We start from the raw sequence: 26,195 nt of genomic DNA, 5'->3' as shown, positions 1-26,195 counted from the left end.
GTAGCGATTCAAGACGAACCTGTCGTCGAGATAGAGGAGTTGGTCGATGAGCAGTCCCAAAGGCGCCTGCCTGGTGGTGGGTGTCGGCGACGGGGTCGGCGGCGCGATCGCCAAGGCCTTCGCGGCCGAGGGCTACACGGTCTGCATGACCCGTCGCCCGCGCCACCTCGAGCAGCTGGAGGCCCTGGCCGCCGAGATCCGCGCCCAAAGCGAGAAGGGGAGCGGCGGCCAGGCCCGCGCCTACGGCGTCGACGCCCGCCGGGAGGCCGAGATGATCGCCCTGGTCGACCAGATCGAGGCCGAGGTCGGGCCGCTGGAGGTGGTCGTTTTCAACATCGGCGCGAACGTCCGCTTCGGCCTGGTCGAGACCACGGCCCAGGTGTTCAGCAAGGTCTGGGAGATGGCCTGCTTCGCCGGCTTCCTGACCGCGCGGGAGGCGGCGCGGGTGATGGTCCCGCGCGGTCGCGGCACGATCCTGTTCACCGGGGCCAGCGCCAGCCTGCGCGGCAAGGACGGATTTTCGGCCTTCGCCTCGGCCAAGGCCGGCCTGCGGGCGGTGGCGCAAAGCGCGGCGCGGGAGCTGGGACCGAAGGGGATCCACGTGGCCCATGTCGTGGTCGACGGGGCGATCGACGGGGTCTTCACCCGCTCGGTCCGCGAGGATGTCCAGGGCCTGCTGGATCGCGACGAGATCCTCAAGCCCGCCGAGATCGCCGCGAACTATGTCTGGCTGCACGGCCAGCCGCGCTCGGCCTGGACCCACGAGATCGACCTGCGGCCCCATTCTGAAACTTGGTAGGGGGAGAAAGCTGGTGAACGCCATGAGCAAGAGTGTCGACTTCATCTTCGACTTCGGCAGCCCCAACGCCTACCTGGCCTGGAAGGTGCTGCCGGAGATCGCCGCCCGCCACGGCGCGACCGTGACCCTGCTGCCGTGCCTGCTGGGCGGCATCTTCAAGGCCACCGGCAACCAGGCCCCGGCCATCGCCTTCGGCGGCGTCAAGGGCAAGATGGACTACGAGATGCTGGAGATGCGCCGCTTCATCGAGGCGCACGGACTGGCCGCGTTCCGGTTCAATCCGCACTTCCCGGTCAATACCCTGTTGCTCATGCGCGGCCAGATCGCCGCCCAAAGAAGCGAAATGGGGATGGGCGTCGGCGAGGCCTATCTCGACACGATGCTGAAGGGCATGTGGGAGCAGGGCCTCAAGCTCGACGATCCGGAGGTGTTCGTCGCCACGGCGAACGCGGCCGGCCTGGACGGCGCGGCCCTGCTGGCGGCGACCGGCGACCCCGAGGTGAAAGCCCAGCTGATGGCCAACACCGAGGCGGCCGTCGCGCGCGGCGTCTTCGGCATCCCGACCTTCTTCGTCGGCGGCGAGATGTTCTTCGGCAAGGAACGGCTCGGCCAGGTCGAGGCCGAGTTGGCGAAGGGGTAGGGGGGCTCAAATCAGCGGGGCCGTCCTCGTCCTTCGACAAGCTCAGGATGAGGACGAATTTCAGCGCCGTATCTCAGTAGAAAACCTCATCCTGAGCGTGTCGAAGGACGAGGTTTTCGCTCCCCCTAAGCCTTGGCCATCAGCCGCTGCTCGGCCAGCACGCCGAACTCATGACCCAGGCGGATCATGGCTTGCGCCAGGTCGTCCATCTGCGCCTCGGTGTGGGCCGCCGAGATGGCGCAGCGCAGCAGGCTCTCGCCCGACGGCGTGGCCGGCGGCAGGCCGATATTGACGTAGTAGCCGGCCTCCAGCAGCGCGCGCCACATGGCCAGGGTCGTGGCGTCCGACTCCAGGCAGACGGCGACGATCGGGCTGGGCGTCGAGCCCAGCTGGAAGCCGGCGGCCTCCAGAGCGCCGTACAGGCGGCTGACATTGGCCCACAGCTTGGCGCGCAGGTGCGGACGTTCCTTCACGGCTTTCAGCGCGGCGCGCACGGAGGCGACGGTCGCCGGCGGCAGCGAGGCGGTGAACATGTAGGGGCGGCAGGCGATGCGCAGGATGTCGAACTGCTCGTGGTTGGAGACGCAATAGCCGCCGACCGCGCCCAGGCTCTTGGAGAAGGTGCCGACCACGAAGTCGACCTGGTCCAGCAGGCCTTCCTGTTCGGCCAGGCCGCAGCCGTTGTCGCCCAGCACGCCCATCGAGTGGGCCTCGTCCACCAGGATATACGCGCCGTGGCGCTTGGCGACCTCGACGATCGCCTTCAGCGGGGCCATGTCGCCCAGCATCGAATAGATGCCCTCGACGACGATCAGCTTGTTGCCCGGCTCGCCCTCCAGGCGGCTCAGGCGCTTGTCCAGATCGGCGGCGTCGTTGTGCTTGAAGCGGATGGCGCTGGCCTGGGTCTGCTTGCAGGCGTCGTAGATCGAGGCGTGGCTGTCGGCGTCCAGCAGCAGGAAGTCGCCGGCCCCGACCAGCGTCGAGATGATGCCGAGATTGGCCTGGTAGCCGGTCGAGAACACCATGGCGTGGGCCATGCCGTGCAGCTCGGCCAGTTCACGCTCCAGCGCGACGTGGTCCGAGAACGAGCCGTTGGCGATCCGCGAGCCGCAGGTGCCCGTGCCCTCGCGGCGCACCGCCTCGACCGCGGCCTCGATGCTGGCCTCGTCGAAGGCCAGGCCCAGATAGTTGTGCGTACCCACGGTCACGGTCTTGCGGCCGTTGATGATCGCCTCGCTGGCCGAGAGGAGCTGGTCCATCACCACGCCGGTCGGCATCTGGCCGGAAGCGCGAGCAGTCTCGTAGCGGGCGGCCAGGGCGGAGTGGCTGTCGAAGAGTCCCAAGTGCGTGCTTTCTGAATTCGGCGCGGAGGGTGGTCGTAAGGTTCCGCTTGTTCGGAAAATGGAATACAGTCTAAAAATAGACGCATCAATGAAAATGGATTCTATTCCAAACTCTGGGATGGCTCTGCGGGAGCTGGGCAAGGCGCGCCGATATGCCGAGATCGTCGGCGCGGCGGCTGTTCTGTGGCGTGAGCACGGGTTTGACAAGGTCTCGTTGAGTCAAATCGCCGCGGCCGCCGAGGTCTCGCCCCAGACCATCTACAACCTGATCGGCGGTCTCGACGCGGTCGGGTTGGCGGTCATCAACGTGGCCATGAACCGGGTCGAGTCGCTGCTGTCGCGCTCCTCGGCGAAAGGCGTGGCCTTCGCGCTGGAGGCGGCGCGGGCCTCGGCCCAGCTCTATATCGACGACAGCCATCTCTATCGCCAGGTGCTGGTGCGGATCCCGCGCGTGCTGTTCGAGGGCACGCACCTGGGTCGCGACGTCGCCCAGATTGTCATCCTGGCGATGATCCAGGCCCAGGCCGCCGGCGAGATCGCGCCGCACGTCGACCCTGACCGGCTGGGCCGGGTGATCTACGCCAACTATCTGGGCGCGATCTACGACTGGGCCTGCGGCGACGCCAGCGATGAGGTGTTCCTGGAAACCAGCCAGGTCGCCGTGCTGGCGCCGGCGGCGGCCTGCGCCACCGACGCGGCCCGGCCAGGCCTGACGGCGCAGCTCTATTCGATGCTCCGCTGCCCGAACGCTGCCTGAGCTAAAGGGCCCTGGAGGCTTTGACTCTCCCCTGACCACCTGCTAAACGCCGCGCCTCGCTCCCGAACCCCGGTTCTGGGGCGCGCTTGTCGTTTCGGCGGCAGGTTCAAATCCGTGGGAGGGCCGCCAAGCCCGCACCACGGCTCACCAGCGAGGGCCCTCGGCCCTCACGAGAGGATACCATGGCTAAGAAGATCCTGGGCTACATCAAGCTCCAGGTGAAGGCTGGCTCGGCCACGCCTTCGCCCCCCATCGGCCCGGCTCTGGGTCAACGCGGCGTCAACATCATGGGCTTCTGCAAGGAGTTCAACGCGCGCACCGAGAACGTCGAAAAGGGCACGCCCCTGCCGACCGTGATCACTGTCTACCAAGACAAGTCGTTCACCTTCATCACCAAGACGCCCCCGGCGACGCACTACCTGAAGCAGATCACCGGTCTGAAGTCGGGCGCGAAGCTGACCGGTCGCGAGACCGTCGGCGAAGTGACGCGCACGCAACTGCGCGAAATCGCCGAAAAGAAGATGAAGGACCTGAACGCCAACGACATCGAGGCCGCGGCCAAGATCATCGAAGGCTCCGCCAAGGCCATGGGCCTGAAGATCGTGGAGGCCTAATCACATGGCTAAGCAACCCAAGCGCATCACCGCCTGGACCGGCGATCGCGAAGCGACCCATTCGGTCGAAGCCGCCATCGCCCTGGTCAAGGCCAACGCCAAGGCCAAGTTCGACGAGTCGATCGAGATCTCGGTCAACCTCGGCGTCGATCCGCGTCACGCCGACCAACAGGTCCGTGGCGTCGTGAACCTGCCGTCGGGCACCGGCCGTGACGTCCGCGTCGCCGTCTTCGCCAAGGACGCCAAGGCCGCTGAAGCGACCGCGGCGGGCGCCGAGCACGTCGGCGCCGAAGACCTGTACGAAAAGATCGCCGGCGGCTTCATGGACTTCGACCGCGTCATCGCGTCGCCGGACATGATGGCCCTGGTCGGTCGCCTCGGTAAGGTGCTGGGCCCGCGCGGCCTGATGCCGAACCCGAAGGTCGGCACCGTGACCCCGAACGTCGGCCAAGCCGTTAAGGACGCCAAGGGCGGCGCCGTCGAGTTCCGCGTCGAGAAGGCGGGCATCGTTCACGCCGGCATCGGCAAGGCCTCGTTCACCGACGAAGCCCTGGTCATCAACGTCAAGGCCATGATCGACGCCCTGAACAAGGCCAAGCCGTCGGGTGCCAAGGGCGTCTACGTGAAGCGCATCGGCCTGTCGTCGACGATGGGTCCGGGCTTCAAGGTGGACACCGCCTCGGTCGGCTAATCGCTGGTCGAAGCTTGAGTTACCGGGACGGGCGCTGGAGCGATCCAGCGCCCGTCTTGCGTTTGGAGCATCGCGCTGCGAAGCCCCACGTGACGAAAGAGAAGGGCGGGGCCTTGCGGCTTCGCCCTTTTTCTTTGATCCAGGGATGATGAGCCAAGACGACATCCTCGACGTCGCCGTGATCGGCGGCGGGCCGGCCGGGCTGATGGCGGCCGAGACGGTCGCCCAAGGTCTAGGGGGAGCGGCCGGCAAGTCCGTGGCGGTGTTCGAGAAGATGCCGACCTTCGGGCGCAAGTTCCTGATGGCCGGGCGCGGCGGGCTCAATCTCACCCACTCCGAGGACTTCGAGCGGTTCGGCCAGCGCTACGGCGCGCGGTCGGCGGCCTTGGCGCCGCTGCTGGAGGCGTTCGCGCCCAAGGACCTCGTGGCCTGGGCCGAGGGGCTGGGACAGCCGACCTTCGTCGGGGCCAGCGGCCGAGTGTTTCCCAAGGCGATGAAGGCCTCGCCGCTGCTGCGGGCCTGGCTGGCGCGCCTGGAGGGGCAGGGCGTTCAACTGCGCACGCGGGCCGAATGGACCGGCTGGAGCGCCGACGGCGACCTGCTGATCAACGGCGAGGTCGTCCGTGCTCGGACGGTAGTGCTGGCCCTGGGCGGGGCCAGCTGGGCAAGGCTCGGCTCCGACGCGGCCTGGGTTCCGGCGCTAGAAGGGCAGGGCGCGGCCATCGCGCCGTTCCGCGCCGCCAACTGCGGCTTCGACGTCGCCTGGAGCGCGATCTTCCGCGAGCGCTTCGCCGGCGAGCCGCTCAAGAACATCGGCCTGCGCCATGGCGAGGCGAGCGCGCGGGGCGACGCCATGGTCGCCGGCTACGGCCTGGAGGGCGGGGCGGTCTACGCCCTGGCGGCGTCCCTGCGCGATGCGATTGAGGCCGAGGGGCGGGCGGCGCTGACCATCGACCTGCGGCCCGATCTGCCGGTCGAGACCCTGACGCGCCGGCTGGGCGCGCCGCGCGGCGGCCAGAGCCTGGCCAACTTCCTGCGCAAGACGGTCAAGCTGTCGCCCGTCGAGGTCAACCTGCTGCGCGAGGCGCACGGCCTGGACCTGCCCACCGAACCGGCCACGCTCGCCCAGGCGATCAAGGCCGCGCCGATCGTGCTGACCGCCGTCCAGCCGCTGGACCGGGCCATCTCCGCGGCTGGCGGCGTGACGTTCGAGAGCCTGGACGGCCTGGCGCTGAAGGGCCGTCCCGACGTGATCCTGGCTGGCGAGATGCTGGACTGGGAGGCCCCGACCGGCGGCTACCTGCTGCAAGCCTGCTTCGCGACCGGCGTGGCGGCGGGGAAGCAGGCGCTGGCGAGGCTCTAGGGTTTCATCGCCGCCCGGATCTTCGCCGCCATCGCTTCCAGGTCCTTCGGATCGGCCGGCGCGTTTTCAGCCAGGTAGACGGGCTTGCCGGCGATGCGCGGGATCACGTGGACATGCAGGTGCGGCACGCTCTGGCCGACGCCGTTGTTCTGCAGGATCATGAAGCCCTCCAGCCCCAGGGCGTCGACCTCCGCCTGGCCGACCTTCTGGGCGACGGCCATGACCTTGGCGATATCCTTGGGATCCATCTCCAGCAGGTTGCGGGCCTTGGAGGTCTTGGAAATCACCAGCACGTGGCCGGCCTCCAGCGGGGCGCGATCCATGAAGGCCAGGACGTCCGCGTCCTCATAGACCTTCCAGGCCGGCAGCTCGCCCCGGATGATCTTCGCGAACGGGTTGTTCGGGTCGTAGGCGGCCTTCAGCGGAATTCGGGACCCGGCCGGCGCGATGGTCGGATCGAACCGGGCCAGCCAGCGGATCACCTCGCTCTCCAGCGCGATGCGCGAATCCGAGAAGCTGTGGTCGGTGGGGTAATAGGCCTCGGTCAGTTCCCTGGCCCCGGCGGCCTTGGCGGCGGCGGCCAGCTTGCGCGTGCCGGGCGCGCCGGCGAACTCGGCGCCGATCAGCAGCACCGGACGGTCGGAGATCCTGGCGGTGAGTTTCTCGAGGTCCAGCTTGGCCGCGTCGCGCTCGATCTCGGCGATCAGGGCTTCGGAGGTCGTGGCCAGCGGCGCGGTGTCCGGGCGCATGGCCTCGGCCGCGCCCCTGCGGGCCTGGTCGCTGGTGATCCTGGCGGCTTCCTCGCCGATGTCCCACGAGTCGATCAGCACCGCGCCCGCCACGCGCGGCTCGGCGGCGACGGCGTCGGCGGCCATGAAGCCGCCCATGCTGTGGCCGGCCACGACGATGCGCTTGGGATCGATGTGGTATTTGGCGACATTGGCCGGATCCAGTAGCCAGGCCACGGCCGCCTCGCCGTCGGCGCGGGCGTTGGCGAAGCTGAACTGGCCCTGGCTGCCCCACGAGCCGCGATAGTTGATCCGCATCGCGTTCCAGCCCGCCCGGCGGACGGCCTGCAAGAGGTCGATATTGGTCTCGTTGCCCGGGAAGCCGTGCAGGAACAGCATCGTCGGGTGCGGCTGCGTCCCCGAGGCCAGGTAGAGGATGGCGTTGACCTTGGATCCAGCGATGTCGACCTGGAACGCGGCCATGTCGGCCGGATAGTCCTTGTCGCGCGCGGGATCGGCGACCACGGCCCGCGGCGTCGGCGGGGCCTTCAGCTCGGCGAAGGCGGAACTGGCGAAGGCCAGCAGAAGCGCGGTGAACGCGGCGGCGGTGCGGTGCATGGCGGGTTCCCCTCGGAGCTTGGGCCATTAGAGCCTGACCGTGAGGTGTTTTGGGAGGGGATTTCCGCGCGCTGTTGATATCCCGTCGATCTTCGTCTATACGGCGCGCCTCTTCGATGGACTCCGGTCCGACGAAGAACCTGTTTGAGAACTACGGGGCGTGGGGTCACCAACGCCGTAATCGAGGAAGAGCCCTTCCTCGCCGTCGGGAGACAGGGATAGAGACGCCAAGGTCTCCTGCTCGTGACCCCTTCCTAGGAGGGGATGTCCGAGATCGGAGCGCGGCCGACTTTCCTTGGAACAGGCATATGCGACTCGCGCGCGGGAGCAATTCCGCATGGGACCGCATCTGGCTGCCGGAATGGTCCGGCCGCTGCTAACTGAGTAGGAGACCGCAATGGACCGCGCTCAAAAGCAGGAGTCGATTGAATCGCTGAAAAGCGTGTTCACCGACGCCGGCGCTGTCGTCGTGACCCACTACATGGGTCTGACCGTTGCGGAAATGACCGACCTTCGTCTTCGCCTCCGCAAGGAAGGCGCCGCGATCAAGGTTGTGAAGAACACCCTGGCCCTCAAGGCTCTGGACGGCAAGCTTGGTGATACGGGTTCCGCCCTGTTCACCGGCCCGGTCGCCATCGCCTACGGCCCGGACGCCGTCTCGGCCGCGAAGATCGCGGTGCAGTTCGCCAAGGAAAACGACAAGCTTAAGATTGTCGGTGGCGTTCTGGACCAGACCAACGTGCTCGACGAAGCCGGCGTGCGTGCTCTGGCGACCCTGCCGTCGCTGGACGAACTGCGTGGCAAGCTTATCGGCCTCATCCAGGCTCCGGCGACCAAGATCGCTGGCGTCCTGCAGGCCCCGGCTGCCCAGCTGGCTCGCGTTTTCAACGCCTACGCGACCAAAGACGCCGCGTAACGGTCATCCCCGCATATCTATCCCAATCTCTCTTTAGGAACTGACACATGTCGAAGCTCGAAAAGCTGGTCGAAGAACTGTCCACCCTGTCGGTGCTGGAAGCCGCTGAACTGTCGAAGCTGCTGGAAGAAAAGTGGGGCGTCTCGGCCGCCGCTCCGGTCGCCGTCGCCGCCGCTGGCGGCGCCGCCGCTCCGGTTGAAGCCGCTGAAGAGCAAACCGAGTTCACCGTCGTTCTGACGAACGGTGGCGACAAGAAGATCAACGTGATCAAGGAAGTCCGCGGCGTCCGTCCGGACCTCGGCCTGAAGGAAGCCAAGGACCTGGTCGAAGGCGCTCCGCAGAACGTCGTCGAAAACGTCTCGAAGGCTCAAGCCGACGAAGTCGCCAAGAAGCTGACCGAAGCCGGCGCCACCGTCCAAATCAAGTAATCTGGCCCCCGCCGTGGACATTCCGACATGGTCGGAATGTCCAGCCTTTTACAGGAAATCGGAGCCCCTTGGGGCTCCGGGCGGGGACTGGGTTCCTTTGGAACTGGCGAGCGGGCCCGGAGGGAAACCTCCGGGCCCGTTCTGTTTCGCGGCGCTCGCGCCCGCCGACGGCGTGCGGCGAAATGCCGGCCAAGATTGTATCCGGAGCGGCTCTGTAGCAGTTTCGTCCTCGACCATGGCCGAGTCAGATCCCGAACCGGGTCAGCGGGCCCAGGAGAGGCGACGATGGGGGCGATCTGGGATTGGTTGATCAACCCGTCCGGGTTGACGCCGCACGGCTTTTGCCTGAGCTGGGCGCCTGGGCTGGTGGCGACGCACGTGATCGCCGACGCGCTGATCGGCCTGTCCTATTTCTCGATCCCCCTGGCCATCGCCGCCTTCGTGCGCCAGCGGCCGGACATCCGCTACGGCTGGGTGGCCTATCTGTTCGTGGCCTTCATCCTGGCCTGCGGCACCACCCACCTGTGGGCCATCCTGACCCTGTGGTTCCCCGCCTATGGCGTCGAGGGCGTCATCAAGGCGATCACGGCGGTGCTGTCGATCGCGACGGCCGCCCTGCTGTGGCCCCTGATTCCCAAGATCGTCGCCCTGCCGTCGGCCAAGCAGCTGGAGCAGGTCAACGCCACCCTGGCCCAGCGGGTCGCCGAGCGGACCGCCGAGCTGGAGGCCGTCAACGGCCAGCTGACCGAGGCCTTGGCCGATCGCACCCGAGCGCTGGCCCAGCGCGACCTCCTCCTGCGCGAGGTCTATCACCGGGTGAAGAACAACCTGCAGATCATCGACGGCATGCTGGCCATGCAGAGCCGCAGGCTGGACGACGAGAGCGCCCGGTCGGCTCTGGCGACCATGCGGGGGCGCGTCTACGCCCTGGGCCTGGTGCATCATCAATTGATGGAGTCGACGGACCTCGAGACCTTCGACATCGCGCCGTTCCTGCGGGAACTGGCCGACAATATCGTCCAGGGGGGCTCGGCCGAGAACGTGGAGCTGTCGGTCGAGGCCGCGCCGTTGCCGGTGGGGTTGGACTTCGCCATCCCCCTGGGCCTGATCGTCACCGAACTGGTGACCAACTCGCTCAAGCACGCCTTTCCCGACGGCAAGGGCCGCATCGAGGTTTCGCTGGTGCGTTTGGATGACGGCCGGCTGGAACTGGCCGTGTCCGACAACGGCAAGGGCTACGCGCCCGGCGAGACCAAGACGGGCTCCCTAGGCGGCACGATCATAGAGGGTCTGGTGACGCAATTGGGTGGTACAATGAAGGTGCGACACGACAAGGGCGTGCGCACCGAAATCACGATCCCGGGGGCGGCGCCCGCATGAACCACCTCTCCAACAGCGTGCTGGTCGTGGACGACGAGTTCCTGATCGCCCAGGGACTTTGCATGCAGGTCGAGGAAATGGGTCTTCCCGTCTGCGGCTCGGCGGCGACGGCGAACGAGGCCGTGGTCCTGACCCGGCGGCACCGCCCGGCCGTGGTTCTGATGGACATGCGGCTGCGCGGCGAGGGGGATGGGGTCGACGCGGCCCTGGCGATCCACGCGACGGTCGGGTCGAAGGTGATCTTTCTGACCGGCTCGCGCGAGCAGGAAACCATAGACCGCATGCGCCTGAGCCGTCCGGCGGCGATCCTGTTCAAGCCCGTGTCCGAGCGCGCCCTGCGTTCGGCGATCCACGCCGCCATGGCGTCCTGAAGAGTTCAACATGATCCATCGTCGTCACCTGATCGCCGGCGGCCTGACCCTGGCCGCCGGACCCGCCTTCGCCGCCGACGGTCTCGCCCAGGAAGGTCTGGGCGGCATCCGCATGCCGGCCTCGGTGATCGACAGCGAGTTGCGCGGCCTGTCGCCGACCGGCGGCAAGCGCTACTGGGCCTCGGGCTCGAAGGGCTGGCTGATCCGCGGGCGTGACGAGCGCCAGGACGCCATGCGGATCATCGGGGCCGAGACGCTGGACTTCCGCGGCCTGCACGCCTTCGACGACAACCACGTCCTGGCCATGAGCGCCGGGCCCGGCGAGGCCTCGCAGCTGTGGCGCACCAAGGACGGCGGCAAGACCTGGAAGCGGATCGCCGCCAACCAGGACCCGGAAGGCTTCTGGGACTCGATCGCCTTCGTCGACAGCCGGCGCGGCTTTATCCTGGGCGACCCGACCAGGGGCCGGTTCACGGTGCTCTATACCGCCGACGGCGGCGAGACCTGGGCGCGGCTGAAGGACGAGGGCGTGCCGCCGGCCGCGCCGAACGAGGGAGCCTTCGCCGCCAGCAACGGCTGCGTGGCGATCGGCCCGCGCGGTCAGGTCGCCTTCTGCACAGGCGGGGCGGGCAAGGCGCGGGTCTATGTCTCGCGCGGCGGGGGCGGGGTGTTCGTGGCTGCCGACACGCCGATCCTGGCCGACGCTCCGTCGAAGGGCGCCTTCGCCGTGGCCTACGACAAGCATGGCGCGCTGTGGGTCTGCGGCGGCGACTACCAGAAGCCCCGCGCCGAGGGCGTCAACCTGGCGCGGCTGGATCCGGGCCGGGTGAGCTTCGAGGCGGTCGCCGCGCCGACCGGCTACCTGTCGGGCATCTCGGTCAAGGGCTCGACCGTCATGGCCACCGGCCTGGCCGGGACCATAGTCAGCCGCAAGGGCGGGCCGTTCCAGCGGGTCTCGGGCGCGCCGATGAACACGGTGCGGCTGGCCTCGGAGAAATCCGCCGTGCTGTGCGGACCCAAGGGTTCGATCGGTCTCTGGCGGGCCTGAGGCGGCAAAAGGCGCCGCCTCGCTTCCGGGAAAGCTGAAGCTTTTCAAGATCACTCGCGTTGGCGCGATTCTTGCAACCTCCAGGCGTGTTCGCCTTGGAGGACGGGATGTCGGTCTCGGGTATCGGAAACGGAAACTGGTCGGCCTACGCCGCCGCGAGCGCCGAGCGCACGCGAGGGACCGCGAACGCCCGCGTCGACAACGGTCCAAGCAGCGACGTCGACAAGGTTCGCGAGAAGGGCCTCACGGCCTTCGCCAAGGAAGCCAAGGCCGAGGCCTGGGCCGAGAAGGTGCGCAAGTGGCGCGACGAGGCGATGAAGGCGATGGGCCTGACCCAGGAGAAACTGGACGCCATGTCACCGGAGGACCGGGCCAAGGCGATGCAGCAGATCGACGAATATGTGCGGCGGAAGATCGACGAGGCGATGGAGGCGGCGCGCGAAGAGGCCAAGCGCAAGGGCCAGCCGCTGGGCGGGACGGGCGTTCCTCAATTCGTGGACTTCAGCGCCTAGAGGGGGAACGCCAAGCGTCGCCGTGCGCTAATGGCGGGTATCACCAAGGAAGCTTCGCCATGCTCAAGGTCGCCGGTGTCCTGCTCGTCCTGATGATCCTGTTCGGGATCCTGGGTTTCGTCGCCAACGTGGCCGGCGCGATCACCAAGGTCGCGTTCTTCGTCTGCCTGATCGCCCTCGGCGTCTCCCTGGCGATGAAGGCGCTGAAGAAGGGCTAATTCCGCCGATCTCCCCGGCGAATGCCGGGGTCCAGATCGAATCCGACGAGGCCGATCGTCTGGACGAGGCTTTGGAGCGAGAACACCCTAACCTTTCGGAATGTATCTGGGCCCCGGCATTCGCCGGGGAGGTCGGGTGTTGGAAGCTCGGGTCAGCCTATTTACGCCCGTTTACGAATCCCCCTTTTCTTCCCCGCTCGGTTCCCCTATATCCCCGCGTTCACGATTACATCGGCGGAGCGCTTTGGCGCGTCCGTATTACGCCCCGAGGCGCGATCAGCCGCCCTCCGATCCGCGCGAAGGGGCGCCCATCAGGCTTCCGGTCCCGGTCGCCCGATAGGGGAATTCCAGCGTCCGCGGCTCCCTGAGAAGGCGAGCGGCGAGGGTGGACGCCACGGACATTCTAATTCACGCGCGGATTCCGTCCGCGCCGCAGGGAAACAACATGGCGCAATCCTTCACCGGCAAGAAGCGGATCCGGAAGTCGTTCGGCCGCATCCCCGAAGCTGTGCAGATGCCGAACCTGATCGAGGTTCAGCGCTCTTCCTACGAACAGTTCCTGCAGCGCGAGGTCCGTCCGGGCCAGCGCCGCGACGAGGGCGTCGAGGCGGTCTTCAAGTCGGTCTTCCCGATCAAGGACTTCAATGAGCGCGCGGTGCTCGAATACGTCTCGTACGAATTCGAAGAGCCCAAGTACGACGTTGAAGAGTGCATCCAGCGCGACATGACCTTCGCGGCGCCGCTGAAGGTCAAGCTTCGCCTGATCGTGTTCGAAACGGAAGAAGAAACCGGCGCCCGCTCGGTCAAGGACATCAAGGAGCAGGACGTCTACATGGGCGATATCCCGCTCATGACGGACAAGGGCACCTTCATCGTCAACGGCACCGAGCGCGTCATCGTCTCGCAGATGCACCGCTCGCCGGGCGTGTTCTTCGACCACGACAAGGGCAAGACCCACGCCTCGGGCAAGCTGCTGTTCGCCGCCCGCGTGATCCCGTACCGCGGCTCGTGGCTGGACTTCGAGTTCGACGCCAAGGACATCGTCTACGTCCGCATCGACCGTCGCCGCAAGCTGCCGGCCACGACCTTCCTCTATGCCTTGGGCATGGACGGTGAAGAGATCCTGACCACGTTCTACGACGTCGTCCCGTTCGAGAAGCGCAGCGGTGGCTGGGCCACCCCGTACAAGCCCGAGCGCTGGCGCGGCGTGAAGCCGGAATTCCCGCTGGTCGACGCCGACACGGGCGAGGAAGTCGCTCCGGCCGGCACCAAGATCACGGCTCGCCAGGCCAAGAAGTTCGCCGACGGCGGCCTGAAGACCCTGCTGCTGGCCCCGGAAGCCCTGACGGGCCGCTACCTGGCGCGCGACGCGGTCAACTTCTCGACCGGTGAAATCTACGCCGAAGCCGGCGACGAGCTGGACGTCACCTCGATCCAGGCCCTGGCCGACCAAGGCTTCGACACCATCGACGTGCTCGACATCGACCACGTCACGGTCGGCGCCTACATGCGCAACACCCTGCGCGTGGACAAGAACGCCGTCCGCGAGGACGCGCTGTTCGACATCTATCGCGTCATGCGTCCGGGCGAGCCGCCGACCGTCGAGGCCGCCGAAGCGATGTTCAAGTCGCTGTTCTTCGACGCCGAGCGCTACGACCTGTCGTCGGTGGGCCGCGTGAAGATGAACATGCGCCTGGAGCAGGACGTGTCGGACGAAGTCCGCATCCTGCGCAAGGACGACGTCCTGGCCGTGCTGAAGGTCCTGGTGGGCCTGCGCGACGGTCGCGGCGAAATCGACGACATCGACAACCTGGGCAACCGTCGCGTCCGCTCGGTCGGTGAGCTGCTGGAAAACCAGTACCGCGTCGGCCTGCTGCGCATGGAACGCGCCATCAAGGAACGCATGTCGTCCGTCGACATCGACACCGTGATGCCGCACGACCTGATCAACGCCAAGCCGGCCGCCGCCGCCGTGCGTGAATTCTTCGGCTCCTCGCAGCTGTCGCAGTTCATGGACCAGACGAACCCGCTGTCGGAAATCACCCACAAGCGTCGTCTCTCGGCCCTCGGCCCGGGCGGTCTGACCCGCGAGCGCGCCGGCTTCGAAGTCCGCGACGTTCACCCGACCCACTACGGCCGGATCTGCCCGATCGAAACGCCGGAAGGCCCGAACATCGGCCTGATCAACTCGCTGGCCACCCACGCCCGCGTCAACAAGTACGGCTTTATCGAGAGCCCGTACCGTCGCGTGAAGGACGGCAAGCCGCAGGACGAAGTCGTCTACATGTCGGCGATGGAGGAATCCAAGCACGTCATCGCTCAGTCGAACATCAAGGTGGTCGACGGCGAGATCCTGGAAGACCTGGTCCCGGGCCGCATCAACGGCGAACCGACTCTTCTGCAAAAGGAGACGGTCGACCTGATGGACGTGTCGCCGCGCCAAGTCGTGTCGGTGGCCGCCGCCCTGATCCCGTTCCTCGAAAACGATGACGCCAACCGCGCCCTCATGGGCTCGAACATGCAACGTCAGGCCGTGCCGCTGGTGCAGTCGGACGCCCCGCTGGTCGGCACCGGCATGGAAGCGGTCGTGGCCCGTGACTCGGGCGCGGTCGTGATCGCCAAGCGCACCGGCGTCGTCGAGCAGATCGACGGTACGCGTATCGTCATCCGCGCCACCGAAGAAACCGACGCGGCCCGCTCGGGCGTCGACATCTATCGGATGTCGAAGTTCCAGCGTTCGAACCAGTCGACCTGCATCAACCAGCGCCCGCTGGTGAAGGTGGGCGACCGGATCCGCGCCGGCGACATCATCGCCGACGGTCCGTCGACCGAGCTGGGCGAACTGGCCCTGGGCCGCAACGCGCTCGTCGCGTTCATGCCCTGGAACGGCTACAACTTCGAAGACTCGATCCTGATCTCCGAACGCATCGTCCGCGACGACGTCTTCACCTCGATCCACATCGAGGAATTCGAGGTCATGGCCCGCGATACGAAGCTCGGCCCGGAAGAAATCACCCGCGACATCCCGAACGTCGGCGAGGAAGCCCTGCGCAACCTCGACGAAGCCGGCATCGTGGCGATCGGCGCCGAGGTCCAGCCGGGCGACATCCTGGTCGGCAAGGTCACGCCGAAGGGCGAAAGCCCGATGACGCCGGAAGAAAAGCTCCTGCGCGCCATCTTCGGTGAAAAGGCCTCGGACGTCCGCGACACCAGCCTGCGCCTGCCCCCGGGCGTCGCCGGCACGATCGTCGACGTGCGCGTGTTCAACCGTCACGGCGTCGACAAGGACGAACGCGCCCTGGCCATCGAACGCGCCGAGATCGACCGTCTGGGCAAGGACCGCGACGACGAGTTCACGATCCTGAACCGCAACATCTCGGGCCGCCTGAAGGAATTGCTGGTCGGCAAGGTCGCTCTGTCGGGTCCCAAGGGCCTGTCGCGCGGCGAGATCACCGCCGAGAACCTGAGCCAGGTGGCTTCGGGCCTGTGGTGGCAGATCGCCCTCGAGGACGAGAAGGCGATGGGCGAACTGGAAAGCCTGCGCCGTCTGTTCGACGAGAACCGCAAGCGCCTCGACCGTCGTTTCGAGGACAAGGTCGACAAGCTGCAACGCGGCGACGAACTGCCCCCGGGCGTCATGAAGATGGTCAAGGTCTTCGTGGCCGTGAAGCGCAAGCTTCAGCCGGGCGACAAGATGGCCGGCCGTCACGGCAACAAGGGCGTCATCTCGCGCATCCTGCCGATCGAGGACATGCCGTTCCTCGCCGACGGGACGCACGTCGACGTCGTTCTGAACCCGCTGGGCGTGCCCTCGCGCATGAACGTCGGTCAGATCTTCGAGACCCACCTGGGCTGGGCCTGCGCCAACCTTGGCAAGCAGATCACCAACCTGCTGGAAGACTGGCAGCACGGCGGTCAGAAGCAGGCCCTGATCGATCGCCTGCGTGACATCTACGGCCCGGACGAAGAACTGCCGGAAACCGAGGAAGAGCTGATCGAGCTGGCCAAGAACCTGGGCAAGGGCGTTCCGATCGCCACCCCCGTGTTCGACGGCGCGCGCATGAGCGATATCGAGGAGCACCTCGAAATGGCCGGCGTCAATCCGTCGGGCCAGTCGATCCTGTTCGACGGTCAGACCGGCGACCAGTTCAAGCGTCCGGTCACGGTCGGCTACATCTACATGCTGAAGCTGCACCACCTGGTCGACGACAAGATCCACGCCCGTTCGATCGGTCCGTACTCGCTCGTCACGCAACAGCCGCTGGGTGGTAAGGCCCAGTTCGGCGGTCAGCGCTTCGGGGAAATGGAAGTGTGGGCTCTGGAAGCCTACGGCGCGGCCTACACCCTGCAGGAAATGCTGACGGTGAAGTCCGACGACGTGGCCGGCCGGACCAAGGTCTACGAGTCGATCGTCCGCGGCGACGACACGTTCGAAGCCGGTATCCCGGAAAGCTTCAACGTGCTGGTCAAGGAAATGCGCTCGCTCGGCCTGAACGTCGAGCTGGAGAACAGCTGATCCGGACCTCCCTCCTCCGCGTGATCGCGGGGGAGGGGCCTCCCGTCAGCCCTCTCCAACTTTGAATTTTCGCGGGCAGTCCCGCAGAAGGAACCAAGATGAACCAGGAAGTCCTGAACATCTTCAATCCGGTCCAGGCCGCTCCGACCTTCGACCAGATCCGCATCTCGCTGGCCTCGCCGGAAAAGATCCGCTCGTGGTCGTTCGGCGAGATCAAGAAGCCGGAAACCATCAACTACCGCACGTTCAAGCCCGAGCGTGACGGCCTGTTCTGCGCCCGTATCTTTGGCCCGACCAAGGACTACGAATGCCTGTGCGGCAAGTACAAGCGCATGAAGTACAAGGGCATCATCTGCGAAAAGTGCGGTGTCGAAGTCACCCTGGCCCGCGTCCGTCGCGAGCGCATGGGCCACATCGAACTGGCCTCGCCGGTCGCCCACATCTGGTTCCTGAAGTCGCTGCCGTCGCGTATCGCCATGATGCTCGACATGCCGCTCAAGGACATCGAGCGCGTCCTGTACTTTGAATACTACATCGTCACCGAGCCGGGCCTGACCCCGCTGAAGCAGCACCAGCTGCTGTCGGAAGACGACTACATGCGCGCCCAGGAAGAGTACGGCGACGACAGCTTCACCGCCGAGATCGGCGCCGAGGCCGTCCAGAACCTGCTCAAGGCCATCGACCTCGAGAAAGAGGCCGAGCGTCTGCGCGAGGAACTGTCCGGCACCGTCTCGGACATGAAGCAGAAGAAGTTCAGCAAGCGCCTGAAGATCCTGGAAGCCTTCCAGGAGTCGGGCAACCGTCCCGAGTGGATGGTGCTGACGGTCGTTCCGGTCATCCCGCCGGAACTGCGTCCGCTGGTGCCGCTGGACGGCGGCCGCTTCGCGACCTCGGACCTGAACGACCTGTATCGCCGGGTCATCAACCGTAACAACCGCCTCAAGCGCCTGATCGAGCTGCGCGCCCCCGACATCATCATCCGCAACGAAAAGCGGATGCTGCAGGAATCGGTCGACGCCCTGTTCGACAACGGCCGTCGCGGTCGCGTCATCACGGGCGCCAACAAGCGTCCGCTGAAGTCGCTGGCCGACATGCTGAAGGGCAAGCAAGGCCGCTTCCGCCAGAACCTGCTGGGCAAGCGCGTCGACTATTCGGGCCGTTCGGTCATCGTGGTCGGTCCCGAGCTGAAGCTGCACGAGTGCGGCCTGCCCAAGAAGATGGCGCTCGAGCTGTTCAAGCCGTTCATCTACGCGCGCCTGGACGCCAAGGGCCTGTCGGGCACCGTCAAGCAGTCCAAGCGCATGGTCGAGCGCGAGCAGCCGCAGGTGTGGGATATCCTCGAAGAGGTCATCCGCGAGCACCCGGTCATGTTGAACCGCGCCCCGACGCTTCACCGTCTGGGCATCCAGGCGTTCGAGCCGAAGCTGATCGAGGGCAAGGCCATCCAGCTGCACCCGCTGGTCTGCGCCGCGTTCAACGCCGACTTCGACGGCGACCAGATGGCCGTGCACGTCCCGCTGAGCCTGGAAGCTCAGCTGGAAGCGCGCGTCCTGATGATGTCGACCAACAACATCCTGTCGCCCGCCAACGGTCGCCCGATCATCGTGCCGTCGCAGGACATCGTCCTGGGTCTGTACTACCTGTCGGTCGCTCGCGAGGGTGAGCCGGGCGAAGGCAAGATCTTCGCCGATCTGGGTGAAATCGAAGCCGCCATGGACGCCGGCGTCGTCTCGCTGCACGCCAAGATCAAGGCGCGCCACACCGAGATGACTCCGGACGGCGTGATGCTGCGCAAGGTGATCGACACGACGCCGGGCCGCATGAAGATCGCCGCCCTGCTGCCGCACCACCCGCAGATTGGCCACCGCCTGATCGAAAAGGCGCTGACCAAGAAGGAAATCGGCAATCTGATCGACATCGTCTACCGCCACTGCGGTCAGAAGGCGACGGTCATCTTCGCCGACAAGATCATGGGTCTGGGCTTCAAGGAAGCCGCCAAGGCCGGCATCTCCTTCGGCAAGGACGACATCATCATCCCGAAGCGGAAGGAGGCGATCGTCGCCGAAACCCGCGCTCTGGCCGAGGAGTACGAGCAACAGTACGCCGACGGCCTGATCACCAAGGGCGAGAAGTACAACAAGGTCGTTGACGCGTGGGCCAAGGCCACCGACCGCGTCGCCGACGAGATGATGGCCGAGCTTCAGATGAAGCATCGCGACGAGAACGGTCGCGAAAAGGAAATCAACGCCATCTACATGATGGCCCACTCCGGCGCCCGGGGTTCGCAAGCCCAGATGAAGCAGCTGGGCGGCATGCGCGGCCTGATGGCCAAGCCCTCCGGCGAGATCATCGAGACCCCGATCGTCTCGAACTTCAAGGAAGGCCTGACCGTTCAGGAGTACTTCAACTCGACCCACGGCGCCCGTAAGGGCCTGGCGGACACCGCGCTGAAGACCGCCAACTCGGGTTACCTGACCCGTCGTCTGGTCGACGTCGCGCAGGACTGCATCATCGTCGAGGAAGACTGCGGCACCACGCGGGGCATCACCCTGCGCGCCGTCGTCGAAGGCGGCGACGTTCTGGTCTCGCTGGGCACCCGCGTCCTGGGCCGCTTCACGGCCGAGGATGTCAAGGATCCGGGCACCGGCGAGCTGGTCGTTCCGGCCGACACCTATATCGACGAGAACATCGCCGACGCCATCGAGGCGGCGGTCGTCCAGTCGGTGAAGGTCCGCTCGGTCCTGACCTGCGAAGCCAAGGTCGGCGTCTGCGGCGCCTGCTATGGCCGCGACCTGGCCCGCGGCACTCCGGTGAACATCGGCGAAGCGGTCGGCGTCATCGCCGCCCAGTCGATCGGTGAGCCCGGCACGCAGCTGACCATGCGTACGTTCCACATCGGCGGCACCGCCCAGGTGGCCGAGCAGTCGTTCTTCGAGGCCTCGAACGAGGGTACGGTCCGCGTGATCGGCCCGACCGTCATCGGCTCCGATGGCGCGCTGGTCATCATGAGCCGCAACACCTCGGTCAGCGTGCTGGTCGACGGCAAGGAGCGCGAAACCTACAAGCCGCCGTACGGCGCCCGCCTGCGGGTCAAGGACGGCGACACGGTCAAGCGCGGCCAGCGCCTCGGCGATTGGGACCCCTACACCACCCCGATCATCACCGAAGTTGCCGGCAAGATCCGCGCCGAGGACCTGGTGGATGGCCTGTCCATCCGCGAGGAAGTCGACGAAGCGACCGGCATCGCCCAGCGCGTCATCGCCGACTGGCGTACCTCGGCCCGCGGTTCGGACCTGCGTCCGGCCATGGGCGTGCTGTCGGAAGACGGCTCGTACAAGCGCCTGTCGAACGGCGGCGAGGCTCGCTACCTCCTGTCGGCCGGCGCCATTCTCTCGGTCGCCGATGGCGACGAGGTGAAGCCGGGTGAAGTGATCGCGCGTATCCCGACCGAAGGCGCCAAGACCCGGGACATCACCGGTGGTCTGCCGCGCGTCGCCGAACTCTTCGAAGCCCGCCGTCCGAAGGACTGCGCGGTCATCGCGGAAATGGACGGCCGTGTCGAATTCGGCAAGGATTACAAGAACAAGCGCCGGATCAAGATCACGCCGGACGTCGACGCCGATGGCAACCAGGCCGAGGCGGTCGAGTTCCTGATCCCGAAGGGCAAGCACATCGCCGTCCACGACGGGGACTTCATCTCCAAGGGCGAATACATCATCGACGGCAACCCGGATCCGCACGACATCCTGCGCATCCTGGGCGTCGAGGCCCTGGCGAACTTCCTCGTCGACGAGATCCAGGAGGTCTATCGACTGCAGGGCGTGCCGATCAACGACAAGCACATCGAGACGATCGTTCGTCAGATGCTGCAGAAGGTCGAGATCCTCGAGCCCGGCGACACCGGCCTGATCAAGGGTGACCACCTTGATAAGCCGGAGTTCGACAAGGAACAGGACAAGGCTGTCGCCCGTGGCGGTCGTCCGGCTGTGACCCAGCCGGTGCTGCTGGGCATCACCAAGGCCTCGCTGCAGACCAAGAGCTTCATCTCGGCCGCGTCGTTCCAGGAAACGACCCGCGTCCTGACCGAAGCCTCGGTGCACGGCAAGACCGACACCCTGGAAGGCCTGAAGGAAAACGTCATCGTGGGTCGCCTGATCCCCGCCGGTACGGGTTCCTACCTGCGCAGCCTGCAACGCGTCGCCGCCAAGCGCGACGAGCAACTGGCCCAGCAGCGCGAAGAAGCGATGGAGCCGCTGCCGGCCGAGATCGCGCTCGCGGACGCCGAATAGGCCCTCGGGCTTAGAGCGAATACGGAAAGGCCCGGGAGCGATCCCGGGCCTTTTTCGTTGTCAGAGGCGTCCAGCGCCTGGAGATGCCGCCATGTCCGACTACGAGCTCTACTACTGGTCCGCGCCATTTCGCGGGCAGTTCGTGCGCGCCGTCCTGGCCCACGCCGGCAAGACCTGGACGGAAGGCGGCGACGCGGCGATCGCGGACCTGATGGGCGGGCCGGTGAAGGCCATGCCGGTCCCGTTCATGGGGCCGCCGATGCTGGTCGACAACAGGGCGAAGGTCGCCATCGCGCAGACGCCGGCGATCCTCTTCTATCTGGGCGAGACCCTGAACCTGCTCCCGGCGACACCGGAGCCGCGCGCCCTGACGCTGAAGATCGTCTGCGACGCCAACGACGTCATCGATGAGATGACCAATGACGGCGGCCGCGAGATGTGGACCGGCAAGCGCTGGGCCGAGTTCGTCCCACGCCTGAAGAGGTGGATGTCGTTCTGGGAGGAAACCGGCCGTCGCCACGGCTTGACGGCCGATGCTGGCTTCCTGCTGGGCGGCGACGGGCCGGGGATGGCCGACATCGTCACCGCCACCTTGTGGTCGACCCTGACCGAGCGCTTCGACGCCATCGGCGAGATCCTCGACGAGGCCGCGCCGATGACCGCCGCCCTGGTCCGCCGCGTCGCCGAGCTGCCGCCGCTGCGCAAGCTGGCCGACAAGGCCCGCGAGGACTACGGCGACACCTGGTGCGGTGGCCAGATCGAGGCGTCCCTCAGGAAGGTGCTGAGCGCGTAGGCTAGCGCGGTTCGCGCACGTAGATGGTCTTGGTCGAGCGGCCGCGGAGCAACAAGCCCAGGACGACGCCCAGACCGGCGGCGACACCGAGGGCCTGGGCCGGCTTGAGCTGCACCCAGGCTTCCAGGTCGCCATAGCGGTTCTGGATCTCGTCGCTGGCCTGGGCGGCGATGTCCTTGACCCGGGTGCGGGTCTCGTCGACCGCCTCGGAAGCGACCTCCTTGAGGCTGTCATAGGCGGCGTGGGCTGTGCTGGCGACGGCCTTGAGCTTGGGCTCGACCTTGGCGCGGGCGGTCTTGGCGGTCGTCTGGGAAGTCAGGCTGTCGGCATAGTCGGTCATGATCGAACCTCGTGGCGGGAGAAGACGGCGCGGCGCGCCGCGAGACGCTTCCACAACCCCGTGGGGCCAGGGAGCGTTCCGAGCCTTCTCGAACGCTGGCGCCTAGCGCTTGTGGACCGACGCCTCGGGCGTGAACATGCTGCCTTGCAGGGGGATGGCGCAGGGCGAACGTCCCAACCGCACCGACCCTTGCGTGTCCTTGGGCTTCCGGCCTGGCCCGAACTTGACCGAGCACTTGAGGAACGGGACGTAGACGTGGTCGGGCGTGACGGCCCCTGGCGTCGGGTCGGTCGAGGATAGGCCCGACGGTCCGGCGGCGGCGACCTCGTCATAATAGGCGCGCTTGCCGGGATCCATCGGGGCGTCATAGCTCGGCGTCGAGGCCGTCAGCCGGCCGAACTGTTCCTCGCATTGGTCGCGCTCCCGCCGCGACAGCGCCTGGCGCGCGCAGCCAGGACCGGCGCGCAGCGCGGCGCGAACATTGTCGGACATCGGCGCCGGAGCCGCCACGCCGACCGAGGGCTTGGCCGCGACGGCCGTCGCCAGACCGTTGGATAGGCTGGGCGCGATCTCTTTCGCGGGGGCGGCGGCGCGCGGGGTTGCGGATCGTGAGGCGAGCTTCTGTCGCACGACATCGGGCGTCGCCGGCCGAAGCAGCTCGACGGACAGCAGCGCCAGGTCGGGCGCGATATCGAGCAGCGCCGGCGCGGCGGGCCGGGCCAGCCACGCCAGGACGATCACGTGCAGGACGACCGACAGGCCCGCGATGACCCAGAGCCGGCCCAGCCGTCGGCGACCCGCCGTCATCGCAGTTCCGCCCCCTCGGATGATCCGCAGCCCAGGCTTGCGGCGGATCACGGTCCAGTTGTGACGAAAGCTGGACTTTTTCCGGGTCGGGCGCGACCGAACGGCAGGGGGGAGCGGGAAAGCCTGTCCTACTTCCGGCTCACCACCGGCAGCTCGATGTAGGACTCCTCGCCGGCCGCGTGGTGAATGGCGTTGTTGGCGACCACGAACTTGCTTTCCTTCTCGTTGTCGCCGCCGGTGTTCAGGTTGCGGACGAACTTCGGGAAGTTGGACGAGGTGACCTCCACCCGGATGCGGTGGCCGGGCAGGAAGGTGTTGCTGGTGGTGATCGGCGTCGGCTTGACCGCATAGGTCTGGCCGGCCGTCATCATCGCCGGCTTCTCGTAGCTGTCGCGATAGCGGGCCCGCATGATGGTGTCGCCCAGGATATAGGCCGTGCCGTCCGGCCCGACGTCGACCAGCTTGACGGCGAAGTCGGTGTCCTTGGCGTCCGACGAGACCTTCAGGACCGCGCGGACGAAGCCCGAGACCTCCAGCGGCTCGGTCAGCGGCTCGCTGGTGTAGACCAGTACGTCCTGGCGGGACTCCACTCCGCGCTGGTCGAAGGCGCCGGCGATGACCAGGCCGCCGTTGCAGCAGTCGCCGCCGCCCACGGTCTGGACCGGATTGGCCGGATCATAGGCGTAGCGGTCGGGTTGCTCCCCCGCGCCCGGCGCGACGGCGGTCAGCTTGCCGTCGCCGGCCAGGCTGTTGGCGCGGCCGCTGGAGCGCAGATAGAGGCGCATCGGGGCCGAGCCCTCCGGCGGCCACTGGGCCGACTGCTTCCAGCTGTTGGCGCCCATCGAATAGTAGCGGACCGGCGGCGTCGACTTCGGGAAGGCGTTGACGTCGCCCTTCAGCCAGCGGTCGAAGAAGGCGTAGACCTCCTTGTCGGCGTCGAAATTGACCGTGCCCATGTCGCGGTCGCCCGACTTGTAGGGGACCTGCAGCGTGCGGGCGTTGAAGCCGCAGTGGTTGCTGGGCGTGACGATGGCGTACTGGTTGTCGCTGGCTTCCTTGTCCGAGTTCACCGCGCGGGCGTGGTTGAACAGGGCCATGTTCGGGCCGATCGACACGTCGTACCAGGAATTGAACCACAGGGCCGGAACGCCCCAGCCCTTGTCGTCGTGATAGAGGCCGCCCTTGCGCCAGGCCGGGTCGGCCGGGCCGTCGCGGTTGATCAGCTCCTCGAACGTGCCCTTGGGCTCGCCCAGGTCCTGCAGCATCTCGTTGACCGGCAGGTGGCGGATCTGGGTGGGCCAGTTCACCTCGGGCTTCTTGGCCTCCAGGTCGTTGTACTTGGCGAGGCGGGCGATGGTCTTGGAGTCCAGCCCCTTGGGCGGCTGAGCGCGCAGCGGATTGTCGACGCCGTACAGCCACACGAAGAACAGGTTGCGCGGCACGCCGCCGGTGTACCAGTTGCCCTGCTCCTGGAACTCGCCGACCTTGCCGATGCCGGCGCCCGACGACTGCGGGACCATGGCGGCGTGGGCCGGGTGGTTCTGGCCGGCCAGGGCCAGCTGCCATTCGGCCGTCGACGAGCAGCCGCGGGTACCGACCTTGCCGTTCGACCAGCTCTGCTTGGCGATCCAGGTCAGGGTGTCGTAACCGTCCGTCTGCGGATGGCCCAGGATCTCCCATTCGCCTTCCGAATAATAGCGGCCGCGCTCGTTCTGCAGCACCAGGGCGTAGCCGTGCTTGATGGCGTCCAGCGCGTTACGGGTGGTCCCCGCCTTGTAGGGCATCTCGTTATAGGGCGTCTTGATCAGGATGGTCGGCAGTGGCCCGGTCGCGCCCTTGGGGCGATAGACGTGGGTCGCCAGCCGCACCCCGTCGCGCATCGGCACCATGACGTACAGCTGCACGTCGGCCTTGGCGGCCAGCTCGCGATCCAGCGCGGAGTCGGAAAACTGCGAATAGTCCTGGGCCAGAACCGCCGACGGAGCCGTCGACGTGGCCAGGATCAGCGCGGCGCATAGTGAAGCCGAAAAACGCATGATGTCCCCTCACAACCAAGGCGCGCCCCTTGAGCCCGCGCGCCAACCTGGCGGTGAGGGTATTCCGGGGGCGTACGGAGGAAACCCCTTTTTAGCGCCCCTCTTTCAGCGCTGGTCGTTGTCGCGCGAGCGCTGCTTCTCGCGGGCGTCGGCCTTGTCGTAGTCGCGCAGCTGCTTGAGGCGCTGCTGCTGGGCGTTGCGGGTGCGGCCCAGGCCGTCCTGCTCGGCGCCGAGCACGAAGGGGATCTCCTTCATCGTCCCGGGCTGGTCCTTGCTGCGATGGTCGACGCCGGGACCCATCGGCGCTTCGTCGAACTTGCGGGCCAGCTCCTGCATGATCGATTGGGCCTCGAATTCGCGGGCCTTGGCCGCGTTCATCGGGCCGGCATAGGTCCCGCGCGGCGGAGCGGCGCCGAAGCGCTCGTCGCATTTCTCGCGCTCGCGGCGGTTCAGGCCGACGGCGTCGGCGCTGACGCAGCCCGTGGCGCTGCCCCGCAGGGCCGTGCGCAGGTCGCCGGCGCCTTCGCCCGGCAGCGGCGCGGGACGGATCGCGGTCCCAGGCCGGGCGATTCCCGTGGCGGGAACCGACAGGACCGGAACGCCGGCCGGGGCGGTTCGCGCCGGCGCGCGCACCTGGAAAGGCAGGGTGGGCGAGGGCGCCGCAGTCGCCGCCGAGGCCGGCGCGGGGCGGGGCTCCGGACGCGCCTCGGGAACGGGCCGCTGCAGGTCCAGCGTCATCACCGACAGGTCCTCGGCGACCATGTTTTCCAGCAGGGGCCGCGCGGGAATCGCCAGCCAGGCCAGCAGCGCCACGTGCAGCAGCAACGATCCGGCGAGAATCGTCGCCCGGCGTAGATTGTCCCTGCTGCGCCTCACGCTGACCCTCACCCGGCCTCCCCAGCCTTGCCTCCGCCCTCCCCACGTGGTGCGCGAGGCCGGCGAGACAAGGCGCTCCATCCCGACGCGAGCCTGCACAGCTTGCGGTGGC

Annotated in this window: 22 protein-coding genes and 1 pseudogene; 16 read left to right on the top strand and 7 right to left on the bottom strand. The window is 67.1% G+C overall.

The window, feature by feature from the left end; genetic code table 11:
* Window positions 1-46: 46 nt before the first annotated feature.
* Window positions 47-799, top strand: a complete 753-nt coding sequence (locus AC07R7_RS22700; protein WP_492886794.1) for an SDR family NAD(P)-dependent oxidoreductase — start codon at window positions 47-49, stop codon at window positions 797-799.
* 22 nt (window positions 800-821) lie between these two features.
* On the top strand, window positions 822-1,439 hold the full coding sequence (locus AC07R7_RS22695) for a 2-hydroxychromene-2-carboxylate isomerase (RefSeq protein ID WP_494636675.1): 618 nt from the start codon (window positions 822-824) through the stop codon (window positions 1,437-1,439).
* 20 nt (window positions 1,440-1,459) lie between these two features.
* Here AC07R7_RS22695 and AC07R7_RS22690 read toward each other — a convergent pair.
* Both AC07R7_RS22690 and spt read right to left on the bottom strand, forming a co-directional pair.
* Window positions 1,460-1,557, bottom strand: a pseudogene (locus tag AC07R7_RS22690) (hypothetical protein); the annotation flags it as partial.
* 7 nt (window positions 1,558-1,564) lie between these two features.
* Window positions 1,565-2,782, bottom strand: coding sequence for a serine palmitoyltransferase (gene spt / locus AC07R7_RS22685; RefSeq protein WP_494636674.1), 1,218 nt, complete (start codon window positions 2,780-2,782; stop codon window positions 1,565-1,567).
* Window positions 2,783-2,900: 118 nt separating this feature from the next.
* On the opposite strand from spt, the gene AC07R7_RS22680 reads away from it, so the two are divergent.
* The 4 genes from AC07R7_RS22680 (at window position 2,901) to AC07R7_RS22665 (ending at window position 6,207) form a co-directional block, all read left to right on the top strand.
* Complete coding sequence (locus AC07R7_RS22680) at window positions 2,901-3,539, top strand: TetR/AcrR family transcriptional regulator (protein WP_492836036.1); 639 nt, start codon at window positions 2,901-2,903, stop codon at window positions 3,537-3,539.
* A 182-nt stretch (window positions 3,540-3,721) separates the two neighbouring features.
* Window positions 3,722-4,153 (top strand): 50S ribosomal protein L11, encoded by a 432-nt coding sequence (rplK, locus tag AC07R7_RS22675; protein WP_058346464.1) that lies wholly within the window; start codon window positions 3,722-3,724, stop codon window positions 4,151-4,153.
* 4 nt (window positions 4,154-4,157) lie between these two features.
* A complete protein-coding gene (rplA, locus tag AC07R7_RS22670; RefSeq protein ID WP_492886787.1) occupies window positions 4,158-4,844 on the top strand; it encodes a 50S ribosomal protein L1 in 687 nt (228 codons plus the stop codon).
* A gap of 145 nt (window positions 4,845-4,989) precedes the next feature.
* Window positions 4,990-6,207, top strand: a complete 1,218-nt coding sequence (locus tag AC07R7_RS22665; RefSeq protein ID WP_494636673.1) for a TIGR03862 family flavoprotein — start codon at window positions 4,990-4,992, stop codon at window positions 6,205-6,207.
* Here the strand turns inward: AC07R7_RS22665 and AC07R7_RS22660 are convergent.
* The gene (locus AC07R7_RS22660) at window positions 6,204-7,553 is read right to left on the bottom strand and encodes an alpha/beta fold hydrolase (protein WP_494636672.1); all 1,350 of its coding nucleotides are present in this window, start codon (window positions 7,551-7,553) and stop codon (window positions 6,204-6,206) included. The two genes, AC07R7_RS22665 and AC07R7_RS22660, sit on opposite strands and share 4 nt — an antisense overlap.
* A 397-nt stretch (window positions 7,554-7,950) precedes the next feature.
* Between AC07R7_RS22660 and rplJ the strand changes: the two genes are divergently transcribed.
* The 10 genes from rplJ (at window position 7,951) to gst (ending at window position 22,024) form a co-directional block, all read left to right on the top strand.
* Window positions 7,951-8,469, top strand: a complete 519-nt coding sequence (gene rplJ / locus AC07R7_RS22655) for a 50S ribosomal protein L10 (protein ID WP_492836023.1) — start codon at window positions 7,951-7,953, stop codon at window positions 8,467-8,469.
* Between the two features lie 47 nt (window positions 8,470-8,516).
* A complete protein-coding gene (rplL, locus tag AC07R7_RS22650) occupies window positions 8,517-8,897 on the top strand; it encodes a 50S ribosomal protein L7/L12 (RefSeq protein ID WP_099581159.1) in 381 nt (126 codons plus the stop codon).
* A gap of 285 nt (window positions 8,898-9,182) precedes the next feature.
* On the top strand, window positions 9,183-10,277 hold the full coding sequence (locus AC07R7_RS22645) for a sensor histidine kinase (protein WP_494636671.1): 1,095 nt from the start codon (window positions 9,183-9,185) through the stop codon (window positions 10,275-10,277).
* On the top strand, window positions 10,274-10,648 hold the full coding sequence (locus AC07R7_RS22640) for a response regulator (RefSeq protein ID WP_492886776.1): 375 nt from the start codon (window positions 10,274-10,276) through the stop codon (window positions 10,646-10,648). The genes AC07R7_RS22645 and AC07R7_RS22640 overlap by 4 nt, the downstream gene beginning before the upstream one ends.
* Window positions 10,649-10,658: 10 nt before the next feature.
* Complete coding sequence (locus AC07R7_RS22635; RefSeq protein WP_494636670.1) at window positions 10,659-11,696, top strand: WD40/YVTN/BNR-like repeat-containing protein; 1,038 nt, start codon at window positions 10,659-10,661, stop codon at window positions 11,694-11,696.
* Between the two features lie 107 nt (window positions 11,697-11,803).
* The gene (locus tag AC07R7_RS22630; protein WP_492836015.1) at window positions 11,804-12,208 is read left to right on the top strand and encodes a hypothetical protein; all 405 of its coding nucleotides are present in this window, start codon (window positions 11,804-11,806) and stop codon (window positions 12,206-12,208) included.
* Window positions 12,209-12,267: 59 nt separating this feature from the next.
* Window positions 12,268-12,426 carry a hypothetical protein gene (locus AC07R7_RS22625; RefSeq protein ID WP_492886770.1) on the top strand — a complete coding sequence of 53 codons (159 nt, stop codon included), beginning with the start codon at window positions 12,268-12,270 and terminating at the stop codon, window positions 12,424-12,426.
* A 445-nt stretch (window positions 12,427-12,871) separates the two neighbouring features.
* The gene (rpoB, locus tag AC07R7_RS22620; RefSeq protein ID WP_492886768.1) at window positions 12,872-16,942 is read left to right on the top strand and encodes a DNA-directed RNA polymerase subunit beta; all 4,071 of its coding nucleotides are present in this window, start codon (window positions 12,872-12,874) and stop codon (window positions 16,940-16,942) included.
* A gap of 98 nt (window positions 16,943-17,040) precedes the next feature.
* On the top strand, window positions 17,041-21,231 hold the full coding sequence (gene rpoC / locus AC07R7_RS22615) for a DNA-directed RNA polymerase subunit beta' (RefSeq protein WP_492886766.1): 4,191 nt from the start codon (window positions 17,041-17,043) through the stop codon (window positions 21,229-21,231).
* 91 nt (window positions 21,232-21,322) lie between these two features.
* Window positions 21,323-22,024: a glutathione transferase, Atu5508 family gene (gene gst, locus AC07R7_RS22610; RefSeq protein ID WP_494636669.1), complete on the top strand. Its 702-nt coding sequence runs from the start codon at window positions 21,323-21,325 to the stop codon at window positions 22,022-22,024.
* 1 nt (window position 22,025) lies between these two features.
* Here the strand turns inward: gst and AC07R7_RS22605 are convergent, their stop codons facing one another.
* The 4 genes from AC07R7_RS22605 to AC07R7_RS22590 all read right to left on the bottom strand — a co-directional run bounded on the left by AC07R7_RS22605 (window position 22,026) and on the right by AC07R7_RS22590 (window position 26,083).
* Complete coding sequence (locus AC07R7_RS22605; protein ID WP_494636668.1) at window positions 22,026-22,364, bottom strand: hypothetical protein; 339 nt, start codon at window positions 22,362-22,364, stop codon at window positions 22,026-22,028.
* 102 nt (window positions 22,365-22,466) lie between these two features.
* Window positions 22,467-23,171, bottom strand: coding sequence for a hypothetical protein (locus tag AC07R7_RS22600; protein ID WP_494636667.1), 705 nt, complete (start codon window positions 23,169-23,171; stop codon window positions 22,467-22,469).
* 128 nt (window positions 23,172-23,299) lie between these two features.
* The gene (locus AC07R7_RS22595) at window positions 23,300-25,207 is read right to left on the bottom strand and encodes a CocE/NonD family hydrolase (RefSeq protein WP_494636666.1); all 1,908 of its coding nucleotides are present in this window, start codon (window positions 25,205-25,207) and stop codon (window positions 23,300-23,302) included.
* 105 nt (window positions 25,208-25,312) lie between these two features.
* Window positions 25,313-26,083 carry a hypothetical protein gene (locus tag AC07R7_RS22590; RefSeq protein WP_492886758.1) on the bottom strand — a complete coding sequence of 257 codons (771 nt, stop codon included), beginning with the start codon at window positions 26,081-26,083 and terminating at the stop codon, window positions 25,313-25,315.
* Window positions 26,084-26,195 lie beyond the last annotated feature (112 nt).

Source organism: Caulobacter sp. GW821-FHT05F04 (genome assembly GCF_059419665.1).
Note: the sequence above shows the minus strand (reverse complement) of the source record. Positions and strands in the feature narration are given on the sequence as shown.

Excerpts from the sequence above, each read along its gene's own strand:
- AC07R7_RS22700 (WP_492886794.1), top strand. The coding sequence starts at position 47 with ATGAGCAGTCCCAAAGGCGCCTGCCTGGTGGTGGGTGTCGGCGACGGG.
- AC07R7_RS22695 (WP_494636675.1), top strand. The coding sequence starts at position 822 with ATGAGCAAGAGTGTCGACTTCATCTTCGACTTCGGCAGCCCCAACGCC.
- AC07R7_RS22680 (WP_492836036.1), top strand. The coding sequence starts at position 2,901 with ATGGCTCTGCGGGAGCTGGGCAAGGCGCGCCGATATGCCGAGATCGTC.
- rplK (WP_058346464.1), top strand. The coding sequence starts at position 3,722 with ATGGCTAAGAAGATCCTGGGCTACATCAAGCTCCAGGTGAAGGCTGGC.
- rplA (WP_492886787.1), top strand. The coding sequence starts at position 4,158 with ATGGCTAAGCAACCCAAGCGCATCACCGCCTGGACCGGCGATCGCGAA.
- AC07R7_RS22665 (WP_494636673.1), top strand. The coding sequence starts at position 4,990 with ATGATGAGCCAAGACGACATCCTCGACGTCGCCGTGATCGGCGGCGGG.
- AC07R7_RS22660 (WP_494636672.1), bottom strand. The coding sequence starts at position 7,553 with ATGCACCGCACCGCCGCCGCGTTCACCGCGCTTCTGCTGGCCTTCGCC.
- rplJ (WP_492836023.1), top strand. The coding sequence starts at position 7,951 with ATGGACCGCGCTCAAAAGCAGGAGTCGATTGAATCGCTGAAAAGCGTG.
- rplL (WP_099581159.1), top strand. The coding sequence starts at position 8,517 with ATGTCGAAGCTCGAAAAGCTGGTCGAAGAACTGTCCACCCTGTCGGTG.
- AC07R7_RS22645 (WP_494636671.1), top strand. The coding sequence starts at position 9,183 with ATGGGGGCGATCTGGGATTGGTTGATCAACCCGTCCGGGTTGACGCCG.
- AC07R7_RS22640 (WP_492886776.1), top strand. The coding sequence starts at position 10,274 with ATGAACCACCTCTCCAACAGCGTGCTGGTCGTGGACGACGAGTTCCTG.
- AC07R7_RS22635 (WP_494636670.1), top strand. The coding sequence starts at position 10,659 with ATGATCCATCGTCGTCACCTGATCGCCGGCGGCCTGACCCTGGCCGCC.
- AC07R7_RS22630 (WP_492836015.1), top strand. The coding sequence starts at position 11,804 with ATGTCGGTCTCGGGTATCGGAAACGGAAACTGGTCGGCCTACGCCGCC.
- AC07R7_RS22625 (WP_492886770.1), top strand. The coding sequence starts at position 12,268 with ATGCTCAAGGTCGCCGGTGTCCTGCTCGTCCTGATGATCCTGTTCGGG.
- rpoB (WP_492886768.1), top strand. The coding sequence starts at position 12,872 with ATGGCGCAATCCTTCACCGGCAAGAAGCGGATCCGGAAGTCGTTCGGC.
- rpoC (WP_492886766.1), top strand. The coding sequence starts at position 17,041 with ATGAACCAGGAAGTCCTGAACATCTTCAATCCGGTCCAGGCCGCTCCG.
- gst (WP_494636669.1), top strand. The coding sequence starts at position 21,323 with ATGTCCGACTACGAGCTCTACTACTGGTCCGCGCCATTTCGCGGGCAG.
- AC07R7_RS22605 (WP_494636668.1), bottom strand. The coding sequence starts at position 22,364 with ATGACCGACTATGCCGACAGCCTGACTTCCCAGACGACCGCCAAGACC.
- AC07R7_RS22600 (WP_494636667.1), bottom strand. The coding sequence starts at position 23,171 with ATGACGGCGGGTCGCCGACGGCTGGGCCGGCTCTGGGTCATCGCGGGC.
- AC07R7_RS22595 (WP_494636666.1), bottom strand. The coding sequence starts at position 25,207 with ATGCGTTTTTCGGCTTCACTATGCGCCGCGCTGATCCTGGCCACGTCG.